This is a genomic window from Citrobacter sp. UYEF32, assembly GCF_040546205.1.
Classification (GTDB): domain Bacteria; phylum Pseudomonadota; class Gammaproteobacteria; order Enterobacterales; family Enterobacteriaceae; genus Phytobacter; species Phytobacter diazotrophicus.
In genome coordinates this window covers 1-12,811 of sequence record NZ_JBEPNI010000002.1, presented here as the reverse complement: position 1 = coordinate 12,811, position 12,811 = coordinate 1, and the positions used below count along the sequence as shown (strand labels likewise).

Here is a 12,811-nt window from a genome sequence, read left to right as displayed (position 1 = left end):
GGGATGCTACACTCTGGAGGGTTAACTCATCCCGGAATCAGGAGGAATAATGGCGATTTTAATGATACTGACCTCGCATGACACCCTCGGCGACACCGGGCAAAAGACCGGTTTCTGGCTGGAAGAATTTGCCGCACCGTATTATGTTTTTCGCGATGCAGGGCTGGAGGTTGCGCTTGCCACACCCAAAGGCGGACAGCCGCCACTGGATCCGAAAAGCGATGCGCCCGATGCCCAAACCCAGGACACCGAGCGCTTTCGCAAAGACAAAGCCGCACAGCTCGCCCTGGCAAACACCCACAAACTGAGTGATATCGCCGCAGGGGATTATGAAGCGGTGTTTTACCCCGGCGGGCACGGTCCGCTGTGGGATCTGGCAGAACATCCTGTATCTATCGCGCTTATCGAAAAATATTGGGCCGAAGGCAAGCCGGTAGGAACCGTCTGCCACGCGCCGGGCGTGCTACGCCATGCCCATAAGCCAGATGGCAGCCCACTGGTCCAGGGCAAACGCGTGACGGGTTTTAGCAATAGCGAAGAAGAAGCCGTCGGCCTGACCCAGGTTGTGCCATTCCTGGTTGAAGATGCGTTAAAACAGGCCGGAGGCTTGTACGAGCGCGGTGAAGACTGGGGCGTGTATGCAATCACCGACGGTCACCTGGTTACCGGGCAAAACCCGGCGTCATCGGCCGCTGCCGCACAGGAAATCGTCAAGTTGCTGCATCGCTGACAGGAGGTGAAATGAAACTGATCAGTCATGATTTACAGGACGGGGGCAAACTGCCACACCGCCACGTTTTCAATGGCATGGGCTACGACGGCGACAATATTTCGCCGCATCTGGCCTGGGATGATGTTCCCGCCGCAACCAAAAGTTTTGTGGTTACCTGCTACGACCCGGATGCCCCCACAGGGTCCGGCTGGTGGCACTGGGTCGTCGCGAACTTGCCCGCCGATACCCGCGTATTGCAACAAGGAGCCGGTTCAGGGATAAGCGCGCTGCCGGATGGCGCTATCCAGACACGAACCGACTTTGGCAAAGCCGGTTATGGCGGCGCGGCACCGCCGAAAGGTGAAACCCACCGCTATATTTTTACCGTCTATGCGCTGGATGTTCCGGCTATAGAGGTCGATGCCGACGCCAGCGGTGCGATGGTCGGCTTTAATGTGCATTTCCATTCTCTCGCCAGCGCCTCCATCACCGCCCTTTTTAGCTAAAAAACCATTCATTTGAGGCCGATTTGCACAATCGGCTTCCCGTTTCGCTCAACTTAGTATAAAAAAGCAGGCTTCTGACGAAATCATTTAAACTTGCACAGCCTGGAGTACCCCTTGAACACATTCTCGGTTTCTCGTCTGACGCTGGCACTGGCTTTTGGCGTGACACTGACCGCCTGTAGCTCAACGCCGCCGGATCAACAGCCTTCTCAACAAACTGCGCCGGGTACGGCATCGCGCCCTGTACTGACGGCGGGCGAAGCGAAAAACTTCGTTGCGGATAACTACTTCGCCTCCCTGACGCCGAACGCAGCCGCGTGGAAGCCTTACGCTATCCGTCTGCCAGCACAGGCAAACTTCGTGGTTGGCCCCGCGGGCACGCCTGGCGTAACGCACAACACCATTCAGGCAGCGGTTGACGCAGCCATCAACAAACACTCCAGCGATCGTCAGTATATTGCCGTGATGCCGGGTGATTACGAAGGCACGGTGTATGTTCCTGCGGCGTCTGGCAGCGTGACCATTTACGGTACCGGCGAAAAACCGCTGGACGTGAAAATCGGGCTGGCTATTGACTCTGAGATGGACAGCACGACCTGGCGTAAACTGGTCAATCCATCAGGCAAATACATGCCGGGTAAACCTGCCTGGTATATGTTTGATAAATGCCAGAGCAACCGTAACGCCACCGTTGGCGTGATGTGCTCCGCTGTTTTCTGGTCACAGAACAATGGTCTGCAACTGCAGAACCTCACCATCCAGAATAGCCTTGGCGACAGCGTTGACGCCGGTAACCATCAGGCGGTTGCGTTCCGCAGCGACGGCGACAAAGTTCAGTTGAATAACGTCAATATCCTGGGTCGCCAGAACACCTTCTTCGTGACCAATAGCGGTGTCGATAACACCCTGCGTAACGATCGCCAGACCCGTACGCTGGTCACCAACAGCTATGTAGAAGGGGATGTGGATATCGTTGCGGGTCGCGGTGCGGTTGTGTTTGATAACACCGATTTCCGCGTTGTGAACTCCCGTACCCAACAAGAAGGCTACGTGTTCGCACCGGCAACCCTGTCCAGCGTTAATTTCGGTTTCCTGGCGACCAACAGCCGCTTTACCGCGACCGGTAATGGCGTGGCGCAACTGGGCCGCTCGCTGGACGTGGATGCCAATACCAACGGTCAGGTTGTGATTCGCGATAGCGTGATCAACGAAGGCTTCAACGTGGCGAAACCGTGGGCAGCCGCTGCGGCTTCAGGTCGCGCGTTTGCCGGTAATACGGGCGCGGTGGATGATAAAGGTAATATCCAGCGTCAGTTGAACGATGCGCGCTTTAACCGCATGTGGGAATTCAACAACCGTGGCGTAGGCAGCCAGGTTGTTGCTGAACCGAAAAAGTAAGCATTCTGAAATGAAAAAACCTCGCCGCGGCGAGGTTTTTTTTATGCCTGAAAATCAGTACGCGTTAACCACGACCCACATCGGCCCCTGGCCCACCGCATAACGGGATTTCTCAGTCAGCAGCCCCTGCTCGCCGTTAATTTCATACAACGCGATATGGTGGGATTTCTGCCCTGCCGCAATCAGGAATTTACCGCTGTGATCGACATTAAAGCCACGCGGCTGCGTTTCTGTCGGCTGGAAGCCCTCGATAGCCAGTACGCTGCCATCTTCTGACACGCTGAACACAGTGATCAGGCTGGCGGTACGGTCACAGGCATACAGGTGACGGCCATCCGGCGTAATATGAATATCCGCCGCCCAGCGGGTATCGGAGAAGTCAGCCGGCATCATATCCAGCGTCTGCACACATTCAATCTTGCCGTGCGCATCATTAAGCTGCCATACATCGACAGAGCTGTTCAGCTCATTCACACAGTAGGCAAAACGTTTGTTCGGATGGAAGGCGATATGGCGCGGGCCTGCCCCTTCAACGGTGGTCACTTCCGCCGGGTCTTGCGGTTGCAGATTGCCATCTTCGGACAGTGTAAACAGACAAATACGATCTTGTTTCAGCGCCGGAACCCACAGGGTGCGGTTGTCAGGCGAAATATTGGCAGAATGACAACCTTCCAGCCCTTCTACCACGTCCAGGGTCTCGGTCGGCACGCCATCGTCGAGACGGGTTACGCTGACACAACCCGCGTTATAGGAGCCGCTGAACAGGAAACGACCACTGTGATCGGTTGAGATGTGCGTCGGGCTACCTGGCAGCGACGCTTCTGCGGTATAGGTCAGCGCACCATCGTCTGGCGCAATACGGTAAGCAATAACGCGGAATTCCGGGCGTACGCCCACGTAGAGGTAACGTTTATCAGGGCTTATGACCATCGGCTGAACCTGGCCGGGAACATCCACCACCTGCACAAGCGTCAGGGTGCCTTCGGGATTCAAACGCCAGACATGAATCTGCTGACTTTCCGGGCTGGCGGTATAAACGGTTTGTTTCATGAATACTCCTTTCCTTGATACTGCGTTAATTTACCAGGATAGCCTTTTTTCGTGGTTAATGCTGAATTTCACGCGCAAATTTTGCCCATGGCGCGACTCGGTGTACCATCCCGAAAAAGCCAAATTCAACATTGACCACGGAAAACGACATGACCTCGCGTGTATTAGCACTGGATTTAGACGGTACCTTACTGACTCCTAAAAAAACGCTGCTCCCCTCTTCTATCGAGGCGCTTGCCCGGGCAAAAGCAGCCGGCTATCAGTTAATTATTGTTACCGGGCGGCATCACGTTGCCATCCATCCTTTTTATCAGGCACTGGCGCTTGATACACCTGCAATTTGCTGCAATGGCACTTATTTGTATGATTATCAGGCAAAAAAAGTGTTAACAGCCGATCCTCTGCCGGTTTCGCAAGCCGTTAAACTGATTGAAATGCTCGAATCCCACGATGTCCACGGTCTGATGTATGTCGATAATGCCATGCTCTATGAAAAGCCAACCGGTCATGTCATTCGCACCAATAACTGGGCACAAACTCTGCCGCCGGAACAGCGCCCGGTCTTCACCCAGGTGGACTCGCTGCGCGCTGCCGCCAGTGACGTTGACGCTATCTGGAAATTCGCCCTGACCGACGAAGACACCAATAAACTTAAGCAGTTTGCCCACACGGTTGAGCAAACACTGGGACTGGAGTGCGAGTGGTCATGGCATGATCAGGTCGATATCGCGCGCAAGGGCAATAGCAAAGGCAAACGCCTGACCGAGTGGGTCACCTCACAGGGCTTGTCGATGAAAGAGGTTGTGGCGTTTGGAGACAACTACAACGACATCAGCATGCTGGAGGCGGCGGGCCTTGGGGTCGCGATGGGAAATGCCGATGACGCGGTCAAAGCCCGCGCCAACGTTGTGATTGGCGATAACACCACCGACAGCATTGCCAGCTTTATCTATAGCCATCTGCTCTGATCAGGCGGTGATCGATACACTCTTAATTTGTGCATAGAGCCACAGGCCAGGTTTGATATTGAGCTCATCCCTGGCCCACGGGCTAATTCGCGCCCACAGCGTCCTTCCACTTACATCCAACTGAACTTCCACCTGCCCGTCCAGATCGTAGTTTTGCACCACTTTCGCCCGCAGAGTGTTACGAATACTGGTATTGCCGGAAGGTTGCAGCACCAGCGACACATCCGTTGCCTGAATTCGAATACGCACAGCAGCCTGAAGCGGCTTATCCAGTCTGTTCACCCAAATATGCTGGTCGCCCAGCGCCAGCGCCGTCATGGCGTAATGCGGATGCTGCTCCAGCACGCTGACTTTCAGAATACTGCTTTGCTGCTCCTGAGGTAGCCACGGATTCATCACGCTGCTCCCCCAGACATCTTCGAGGTTACCAAAGGCTTTCACCGCCCCCGCTTCCAGCACCATCACTTTATCGGCAAGGTGCAGGATCTCATCCAGCGAGTGGCTGACATACAGCACAGGAATATTGATTTCCCGCGCCAGGCGTTGCAGATACGGCAACAGCTCACGTTTACGCGGAATATCCAGCGATGCCAACGGCTCATCCAGCAACAACAATTCCGGCGCGGTTAACAGGGCGCGACCAATCGCCACGCGTTGCTTTTCCCCACCAGACAGCCCGCCTGGCAGGCGCTCTAAAAGCTGTTCGATCCCCAGAAGCGCCACCAGCTTGTCAAACTGCCCGGCCATGGATTTCGCCATGCCGTAGCGCAAGTTGCCCAACACGTTGTAATGCGGGAACAGGCGCGCATCCTGGAAGACATAACCGACCCGGCGCTTTTCCGGCGGCAGGCAGATTTTTTTCTCAGCGTCATACAGCACGCGATCATTGAGCACGATACGCCCCTGCTCCGGGCGCGTTAAGCCGCTAATCGCATTGATAAGAGAGGTTTTCCCCGCTCCCGATACGCCAAATACCGCCGTGATACCGCTGGCTGGCAGGTTTTCGGCAACCTGCAGACGGTGCGTTCCCAGCGTCTGACTAAAATTCAGCTCCAGCATCGTTATCTCCCCGTCCGTTCACGGCTAACGCGCGCCAGCCATTCCGAAATGAGCAGTGAGACAAGCGCCAGAATAATGGAGATCACACACAAACGCGCCGCCGCCATTTCGCCGCCGGGTGTCTGGATAAGGGTGTACATCGCCGAAGGAATGGTGCGCGTTTCGCCAGGGATGTTTGAGACAAAGGTGATGGTCGCCCCAAATTCACCCAGCGAACGGGCAAAGGCCAGCACGGTGCCGACAATAATTCCCGGCAATGTTAAGGGCAGCGTAATCGTCATAAACACGCGCCAGCGCCCGGCACCTAAGGTACGGGCGGCCTGTTCGAGTTTGGTGTCAACGCCTTCCAGCGCCAGGCGAATGGCACGCACCATCAGCGGAAAGGACATCACCGCCGCCGCAAGCACCGCGCCTCGCCAGCTAAAAGCGAAGGTTATCCCGAACCAGTCAAAGAGCCACTGGCCGATAAATCCACGTCTTCCCATGGCAATAAGTAGTAAATACCCCACGACAACCGGAGGCAGAACCAGGGGAAGATGCAGGAGACTGTCAAGCAGGGCTTTGCCTGGAAAGGTACAGCGCACCAGTAACCAGGCAAAGAAAATCCCAAAGGGCAAGCTAATAACAACTGCGAGGGATGAAACTTTCAGGCTAAGTATCACTGCCTGCCATTCGGGATCCGTTAATATCATTCGTGTGTCGTAAATCCGTAACGTTTAAACACGGCGGAAGCTTCCGGGGTTTTCAGGTAGTCATAGAACGCGCTAACCGTTGCGTTTTTATGACCTTCGGTAATCGCCATCGGATATTCCACCTTCTGGTGAGAGTTTTCCGGGAAAGTCCCGACCACTTTCACGCCCTTACTGGCCACGGCATCAGAACCATAGACGATACCCAGCGGGGCTTCGCTACGTTCAACCAGTGCCAGAGCACCACGTACATCTTCTGCTGGCGCCAGACTCGGGGACAATTTATCCCACGCCCCCAGCTTTTGCAGCGCTTCTTTCGCATAGATACCTGCCGGGACATGCTCCGGATCGCCAACCGCCAGGCGGCCGCCTTTCAACAAGCTTGCCCAGTCAGTGGCCGCATCAACGGTAATATCGCCCTGCGCACTGCTCTTCGGCGCCACAACAACCAGGCTATTACCCAGCAAGGTTACGCGCGTGCCGGTATCGATACTCTTTTTATCAACCGCGTAATCCATCCATTTCTGGTCAGCAGAAATGAACAGGTCCGCAGGCGCGCCCGCTTCGATTTGACGTGCCAGCGTGGAAGACGAAGCAAACGACGAGACCACCTCGACGTTTTTCTCTTTCTTATACGCAGCGGCAATGTCCTGCATTGCATTGGTCAGCGACGCTGCCGCAAAAACGGTAATTTTCCCTTCATCAGCCAGCGCATGTCCGGCAACGGAAAGCGATAAAGTCGCCCCGGCAAAAAGGCGTAACCATGTACGTGTCATCTGTAACTCCTGTGAGTATCGTTATATAACTGGAAATATAACGATACTACCAGAGATTCACCGGGTGAGGTCATACTCATCAAGAATTACTGAGATTTATGAGATATCGGCAAGCTTATGCCGAACTTGAATAGCAAAACGCCCGCGATTGCGGGCGTTTTTTAAATTCAGCGGCGTTGCGCGGGGCGGTCGCGATGACCAACATTTGAAAAAAGGTTGAATACCTCACCCAGGCCATAAATCAACCCCAGGATGATAGCCATCACCACAGGGACCATGATTACGGCAAAAACTAAGCTTTTCAATAACTCAAACATGGTCAACTCCATTTAGTGTTAAGGGGGCATTCTAACCGCATCTGGCAGAAAAACACTCGCCTTTTGTGCCATCGTCGGTCACCTTTTACAAGGGTTGACGACTCAGTACAAACGTATCCGCGCTGCGAATATTCCATGGCCGGGCAATATTCGAATGTTGAATGCTATCGACTCGTATTTTATCAAATGGAATGCATTTAACTTCTTTGCTTGAATCCCAGGTGGCCAGCCCCTCGTCCGTCACTTTCGAAATGACTGTCCAGTGGCTATATTCCTGCTCACCATCATTATAATCGTAAGCCTGAATAATCACGCGCCCTTCTTTATGGTTCGCCAGGCTTAACGTATCGAGGATATCCCGGCGATCGCGAGGTTTATCGTTATGCCAGTAGGGCATGCTGAAGGTGAACTGCCATTGTTCGCGGGTTTTCGGGTCGTAAAATTCATACTCAGCGTTCAACAGCGCCATCGTCCGACTCAGGGTATTTTTAAGCGAACCGCGAGCAATGCCGTTTACAAACCCCATTGGATCGCCATCAAAAACGTATTGCTGCAAAATTATCGGGAAGATTTCCGGGAGCGCCAGTTCTGGTTCCAGTAAATGTATGCCGTTCGCGATGGCGTAAAAACCACAGGCTCCGTCCAATTCGCCTTGCAAGGCCGGGCGTTTTTTAACTGCCATATTCTGTTCCTTCAGTGGAGTGTCTCTTTCCCCTATCGACAATTGTGACATTATCTTTAGAAAAACAATGCGTGCAGGTGAAGACTAGGCTCCAGGTCGATTTTCCTTCACACTATTCTTTTTACATCAGGACACTACGCTATGCAGGCTGAAATTCTTCTTACCCTTAAGCTCCAGGAACGGCTGTTCGCTGACCCGCGCCGGATTAATTTACTTAAACAGATAGAACAGACGGGTTCCATAAGCCAGGGGGCGAAGAATGCAAACATCAGCTATAAAAGTGCCTGGGATGCCATTAATGAAATGAATCAGCTCAGCGAACAGACGCTGGTGGAACGCGCGACCGGGGGAAAAGGCGGCGGCGGCGCGGTTATCACCCGCTACGGTCAGCGTCTTATTCAACTCTATGATTTACTGGGTCAGATTCAACAAAAAGCATTTGATGTGTTAAGCGACGACGATGCCCTGCCGCTGAACAGCCTGCTGGCGGCCATTTCCCGTTTTTCGCTGCAAACCAGCGCCCGTAATCAGTGGTTTGGTACCATTACCGCCCTCGACCACCAGCAGGTACAGCAACATGTCGATGTGCTTCTGGCGGATGGTACGACATCACTCAAAGTCGCCATTACTGCGCAAAGCGCGCAGCGCCTGGATTTGACGCAAGGCAAAGAGGTGCTGGTGCTGCTGAAAGCCCCGTGGGTAGGCATTACAACCGACCATGCCACTGCGCAGCAGGCCGATAATCAGCTCCATGGGCGAATCAGCCATATTGAGCGTGGCGAACTGCAGTACGAAGTTTTACTGGCGCTACCCGACGGCCAGCAGTTATGTGCGACCGTGCCCGCACAGCAGGCGCAAGATCTAAAGGAAGCGGCTGAGGTCACGGCATATTTTAATGCTGACAAGGTCATTCTCGCCACGTTGTGCTAAGTAGATTGACAACTTGCCTGCCAGCACGTATCCCTGTTTGTATCGCTGCAAAAAATGGGATACATAATGTCATCATTGCAAATTTCGCAAGGCACGTTTCGTCTTGGCGACACCCGGACGCTGTCGATTGATCACTTAACGCTGCAGTCGGGTGAAAGCTGGGCGTTTGTCGGTGCAAACGGTAGCGGGAAATCGGCGCTGGCTAAAGCACTGGCTGGCGAATTGACGCTCCTTAAAGGGGGTCGCCAGAGTAACTTTTCACGCATTACCCGTCTGTCATTCGAACAGTTGCAAAAACTGGTCAGTGAAGAGTGGCAACGTAATAACACCGATATGCTAAGCCCCGGTGAAGATGACACCGGACGCACCACCGCAGAAATCATCCAGGATGAGGTCAAAGACGCCGCGCGCTGCCAGCAGTTGGCCGAACGTTTTGGTATCACGTCCCTGCTCTCACGCCGCTTTAAATATCTCTCCACAGGAGAGACGCGCAAAACACTTCTCTGCCAGGCGCTGATGTCGCAACCTGATTTACTGATTCTGGACGAGCCTTTTGACGGCCTGGACGTTCATTCACGGCAAAATCTCGCTCTCCTCCTCGCCGAGCTTAATGCAGAAGGTTACACCCTGGTGCTGGTTCTGAACCGCTTCGATGAGATCCCGGATTTTGTGCAGAATGCGGGCGTGCTGGCTGACTGCGCGCTAACGGAAATCGGCGAAAAATCGGCATTGTTACAGCAGGCGCTCATCGCGCAACTGGCGCATAGCGAGAATCTGGCGGGAATGGCGCTGCCGGAGCCAGATGCGCCGCCAGCGCGCGATCAACTGACCGCCGGAGAGCCGCTGATTGTGCTGAAAGAGGGTGTCGTCTCCTATAACGATCGTCCGATTATCAATCATCTCAACTGGACCGTTCGACCAGGGGAACACTGGCAAATTAGCGGGCCGAACGGCGCGGGAAAATCGACGCTGCTCAGCCTGGTAACGGGCGATCATGCGCAAGGCTACAGCAACGATTTAACCCTTTTTGGCCGCCGTCGCGGCAGCGGCGAAACCATCTGGGATATTAAAAAACACATCGGTTACGTCAGCAGCAGCCTGCATCTGGACTATCGCGTCAGCACGACCGTGCGCAATGTCATTCTTTCCGGCTATTTTGACTCCATTGGCATTTATCAGGCTGTTTCGGACAAACAGCGTAAACTGGCGCAACAGTGGCTGGACATCGCCGGGTTTAGTGCGAAAACCGCCGATGCGCCGTTCCATAGCCTGTCATGGGGCCAACAGCGTCTGGCGCTGATTGTCCGTGCGCTGGTTAAACATCCGACCTTACTGATCCTCGATGAGCCGCTGCAAGGGCTGGATCCGCTGAACCGTCAGTTGATTCGCCGCTTTGTTGATGTGCTGATTGGCGAAGGCGAAACGCAATTATTGTTTGTCTCCCACCATGCCAGTGATGCCCCTTCTTGTATCACGCATCGTTTACAGTTTGTCCCGGACGGCGACAACTGGCGCTACCAGTTTGAGTGAGTTTTTCACAGGCGGGGCATCCCCCCGCCTCTGTTTCAGAACATTTTCAGAATTTATGCATCATTACGTCATTATTTATCTGATTTATAATCAGTTAGGTGAGCAGGTAATGCGTGGCACATTGCAGTGTAAACGATTCCACTAATTTATCACATATCACAGTTTTGCCATCTCTGTTATGCTAAAGTTAATTCATAACATACGCTTGATGGAGTGATATATGAAAGTTTTGGTTACAGGTGGTAGCGGTTACATTGGAAGCCATACCTGTGTGCAACTGCTGCAAAATGGCCACGACGTCATCATCCTCGACAACCTGTGTAACAGCAAACGCAGTGTCGTGCCGGTGCTTGAACGCCTGGGGGGCAAATCCGCCCTGTTTATCCAGGGTGACATTCGTGATGAAGCACTGCTGGCTGAAATCCTGCACGATCATGCAATCGAAGCGGTTATCCACTTCGCAGGGCTGAAAGCCGTTGGTGAGTCAGTAGCCAAACCGCTGGAGTACTACGACAACAACGTCAATGGCACGCTTCGCCTGGTGAATGCCATGCGTGCGGCCAACGTCAAAAACCTCATTTTTAGCTCCTCCGCAACAGTGTATGGCGATCAGCCGCAAATCCCTTATGTCGAAAGTTTCCCGACGGGCACCCCGCAAAGCCCCTACGGCAAAAGCAAGCTGATGGTCGAGCAGATCCTGACCGACCTGCAAAAAGCCCAGCCGGACTGGAGCATTGCGCTGCTGCGTTATTTCAACCCGGTGGGCGCTCATCCGTCAGGAGATATGGGTGAAGACCCGCAGGGTATCCCGAACAACCTGATGCCTTACATTGCCCAGGTGGCCGTGGGCCGTCGCGACTCTCTGGCGGTATTTGGTAATGACTACCCGACGCCTGATGGCACCGGCGTTCGCGATTACATCCATGTGATGGATTTAGCCGACGGGCACGTTGTGGCGATGGAAAAACTGGCGGGCAAGCAAGGCGTCCATATTTATAACCTCGGCGCAGGCGTTGGCAGCAGTGTGCTGGACGTGGTTAACGCATTCAGTAAAGCGTGCGGTAAGCCAGTGGCGTACCATTTTGCTCCCCGCCGCGATGGCGATCTGCCTGCCTACTGGGCAGATGCAAGCAAAGCGGATAATGAACTGGGCTGGCGTGTGACCCGTACGCTCGATGAAATGGCACAAGATACCTGGCGCTGGCAGTCCCGCCACCCGCAGGGTTACAGCGATTAAAGGAAGGGTTATGACGCAGCAATTTAATCCGGTCGATCACCCGCATCGCCGTTACAACCCGCTGACCGATCAATGGGTTCTGGTGTCGCCGCACCGCGCCAAACGCCCCTGGCAGGGGGCTCAGGAAACCCCGGCGAAACAGACCCTGCCGGCCCACGATCCCGACTGCTTTTTGTGCCCGGGGAACACGCGCGTCACCGGCGATAAAAACCCCGATTACCCCGGCACCTATGTCTTCACCAACGACTTTGCGGCACTGATGACCGACACGCCGGATGCGCCGCAAAGCAGCGATCCGCTGATGCGCAGCCAGAGCGCGCGCGGCACCAGCCGCGTTATCTGCTTCTCGCCGGATCACAGCAAAACCCTGCCGGAACTGAGCCTGAGCGCGCTGGAAGCGGTGGTGAAAACCTGGCAGGAACAGACCGCCGATCTGGGCCGCACTTACCCGTGGGTTCAGGTTTTTGAGAACAAAGGCGCGGCAATGGGCTGCTCGAACCCGCACCCGCATGGCCAGGTGTGGGCCAACAGTTTTCTGCCCAATGAAGCCGAACGCGAAGACCGTCTGCAGAACGCCTATTTCCGCCAGTACGGCTCCCCCATGCTGGTGGATTACGCTGAACGCGAGCGCCAGGACGGCAGCCGCACCGTCGTTGAAACCGAACACTGGCTGGCCGTGGTGCCCTACTGGGCGGCCTGGCCGTTTGAAACGCTGCTGTTACCCAAAGCGCATATCCTGCGGATCACCGACTTAACCGACGCACAGCGTGGCGACCTGGCGCTGGCCCTTAAGCAACTGACCAGCCGCTACGATAACCTGTTTCAGTGCTCCTTCCCCTACTCGATGGGCTGGCACGGGGCGCCCTTCACCCAGCAGGATCAGAGCCACTGGCAGTTGCACGCGCATTTTTACCCGCCGTTATTACGCTCCGCCACGGTACGTAAGTTTATGGTCGG

At 54.6% G+C, this 12,811-nt stretch carries 14 protein-coding genes; 8 read left to right on the top strand and 6 right to left on the bottom strand.

From position 1 onward, the window contains the following. The first annotated feature begins 49 nt into the window (after nt 1-49). From ABIB59_RS04360 to ABIB59_RS04350, 3 genes are all read left to right on the top strand, one after another. The gene (locus ABIB59_RS04360) at nt 50-730 is read left to right on the top strand and encodes a type 1 glutamine amidotransferase domain-containing protein (protein ID WP_039077247.1); all 681 of its coding nucleotides are present in this window, start codon (nt 50-52) and stop codon (nt 728-730) included. Between the two features lie 11 nt (nt 731-741). Next, nucleotides 742-1,218: a kinase inhibitor gene (locus ABIB59_RS04355; protein ID WP_039077248.1), complete on the top strand. Its 477-nt coding sequence runs from the start codon at nt 742-744 to the stop codon at nt 1,216-1,218. 114 nt (nt 1,219-1,332) lie between these two features. After that, nucleotides 1,333-2,616 carry a putative acyl-CoA thioester hydrolase gene (locus tag ABIB59_RS04350; RefSeq protein ID WP_039077249.1) on the top strand — a complete coding sequence of 428 codons (1,284 nt, stop codon included), beginning with the start codon at nt 1,333-1,335 and terminating at the stop codon, nt 2,614-2,616. A 54-nt stretch (nt 2,617-2,670) separates the two neighbouring features. On the opposite strand, the gene pgl is transcribed toward ABIB59_RS04350, so the two are convergent. Beyond that, a complete protein-coding gene (gene pgl, locus ABIB59_RS04345) occupies nt 2,671-3,666 on the bottom strand; it encodes a 6-phosphogluconolactonase (protein ID WP_125125087.1) in 996 nt (331 codons plus the stop codon). Nucleotides 3,667-3,815: 149 nt separating this feature from the next. On the opposite strand from pgl, the gene ABIB59_RS04340 reads away from it, so the two are divergent. Further along, the gene (locus tag ABIB59_RS04340) at nt 3,816-4,634 is read left to right on the top strand and encodes a pyridoxal phosphatase (protein WP_039077251.1); all 819 of its coding nucleotides are present in this window, start codon (nt 3,816-3,818) and stop codon (nt 4,632-4,634) included. On the opposite strand, the gene modC is transcribed toward ABIB59_RS04340, so the two are convergent. From modC to ABIB59_RS04315, 5 genes are all read right to left on the bottom strand, one after another. Further along, nucleotides 4,635-5,693 carry a molybdenum ABC transporter ATP-binding protein ModC gene (gene modC / locus ABIB59_RS04335; RefSeq protein WP_039077252.1) on the bottom strand — a complete coding sequence of 353 codons (1,059 nt, stop codon included), beginning with the start codon at nt 5,691-5,693 and terminating at the stop codon, nt 4,635-4,637. It abuts the gene before it with no gap. Between the two features lie 2 nt (nt 5,694-5,695). Beyond that, entirely contained in the window at nt 5,696-6,385 is a 690-nt protein-coding gene (gene modB, locus ABIB59_RS04330) for a molybdate ABC transporter permease subunit (RefSeq protein ID WP_039077253.1), read from the bottom strand. Then, nucleotides 6,382-7,158 carry a molybdate ABC transporter substrate-binding protein gene (modA, locus tag ABIB59_RS04325; protein ID WP_110295703.1) on the bottom strand — a complete coding sequence of 259 codons (777 nt, stop codon included), beginning with the start codon at nt 7,156-7,158 and terminating at the stop codon, nt 6,382-6,384. Before modA ends, modB begins: the two co-directional genes overlap by 4 nt. 167 nt (nt 7,159-7,325) lie before the next feature. Beyond that, nucleotides 7,326-7,475, bottom strand: coding sequence for an AcrZ family multidrug efflux pump-associated protein (locus ABIB59_RS04320; RefSeq protein ID WP_039077255.1), 150 nt, complete (start codon nt 7,473-7,475; stop codon nt 7,326-7,328). Between the two features lie 85 nt (nt 7,476-7,560). Then, on the bottom strand, nt 7,561-8,157 hold the full coding sequence (locus ABIB59_RS04315; RefSeq protein WP_039077256.1) for a hypothetical protein: 597 nt from the start codon (nt 8,155-8,157) through the stop codon (nt 7,561-7,563). Between the two features lie 141 nt (nt 8,158-8,298). Here ABIB59_RS04315 and modE point away from each other — a divergent pair, with 141 nt between their 5' ends. The 4 genes from modE to galT form a co-directional block, all read left to right on the top strand. Continuing rightward, nucleotides 8,299-9,087 carry a molybdenum-dependent transcriptional regulator gene (gene modE / locus ABIB59_RS04310; RefSeq protein WP_354034173.1) on the top strand — a complete coding sequence of 263 codons (789 nt, stop codon included), beginning with the start codon at nt 8,299-8,301 and terminating at the stop codon, nt 9,085-9,087. Nucleotides 9,088-9,153: 66 nt separating this feature from the next. Next, the gene (modF, locus tag ABIB59_RS04305) at nt 9,154-10,617 is read left to right on the top strand and encodes a molybdate ABC transporter ATP-binding protein ModF (RefSeq protein ID WP_354034172.1); all 1,464 of its coding nucleotides are present in this window, start codon (nt 9,154-9,156) and stop codon (nt 10,615-10,617) included. A 220-nt stretch (nt 10,618-10,837) separates the two neighbouring features. Then, the gene (gene galE, locus ABIB59_RS04300) at nt 10,838-11,854 is read left to right on the top strand and encodes a UDP-glucose 4-epimerase GalE (RefSeq protein ID WP_071195580.1); all 1,017 of its coding nucleotides are present in this window, start codon (nt 10,838-10,840) and stop codon (nt 11,852-11,854) included. A 10-nt stretch (nt 11,855-11,864) separates the two neighbouring features. Next, nucleotides 11,865-12,811: galactose-1-phosphate uridylyltransferase (gene galT / locus ABIB59_RS04295; protein ID WP_354034171.1), on the top strand; the 947-nt coding region annotated here is incomplete at its 3' end.

Excerpts from the sequence above, each read along its gene's own strand:
- ABIB59_RS04360 (WP_039077247.1), top strand. The coding sequence starts at position 50 with ATGGCGATTTTAATGATACTGACCTCGCATGACACCCTCGGCGACACC.
- ABIB59_RS04355 (WP_039077248.1), top strand. The coding sequence starts at position 742 with ATGAAACTGATCAGTCATGATTTACAGGACGGGGGCAAACTGCCACAC.
- pgl (WP_125125087.1), bottom strand. The coding sequence starts at position 3,666 with ATGAAACAAACCGTTTATACCGCCAGCCCGGAAAGTCAGCAGATTCAT.
- ABIB59_RS04340 (WP_039077251.1), top strand. The coding sequence starts at position 3,816 with ATGACCTCGCGTGTATTAGCACTGGATTTAGACGGTACCTTACTGACT.
- modC (WP_039077252.1), bottom strand. The coding sequence starts at position 5,693 with ATGCTGGAGCTGAATTTTAGTCAGACGCTGGGAACGCACCGTCTGCAG.
- modB (WP_039077253.1), bottom strand. The coding sequence starts at position 6,385 with ATGATATTAACGGATCCCGAATGGCAGGCAGTGATACTTAGCCTGAAA.
- modA (WP_110295703.1), bottom strand. The coding sequence starts at position 7,158 with ATGACACGTACATGGTTACGCCTTTTTGCCGGGGCGACTTTATCGCTT.
- ABIB59_RS04320 (WP_039077255.1), bottom strand. The coding sequence starts at position 7,475 with ATGTTTGAGTTATTGAAAAGCTTAGTTTTTGCCGTAATCATGGTCCCT.
- ABIB59_RS04315 (WP_039077256.1), bottom strand. The coding sequence starts at position 8,157 with ATGGCAGTTAAAAAACGCCCGGCCTTGCAAGGCGAATTGGACGGAGCC.
- modE (WP_354034173.1), top strand. The coding sequence starts at position 8,299 with ATGCAGGCTGAAATTCTTCTTACCCTTAAGCTCCAGGAACGGCTGTTC.
- modF (WP_354034172.1), top strand. The coding sequence starts at position 9,154 with ATGTCATCATTGCAAATTTCGCAAGGCACGTTTCGTCTTGGCGACACC.
- galE (WP_071195580.1), top strand. The coding sequence starts at position 10,838 with ATGAAAGTTTTGGTTACAGGTGGTAGCGGTTACATTGGAAGCCATACC.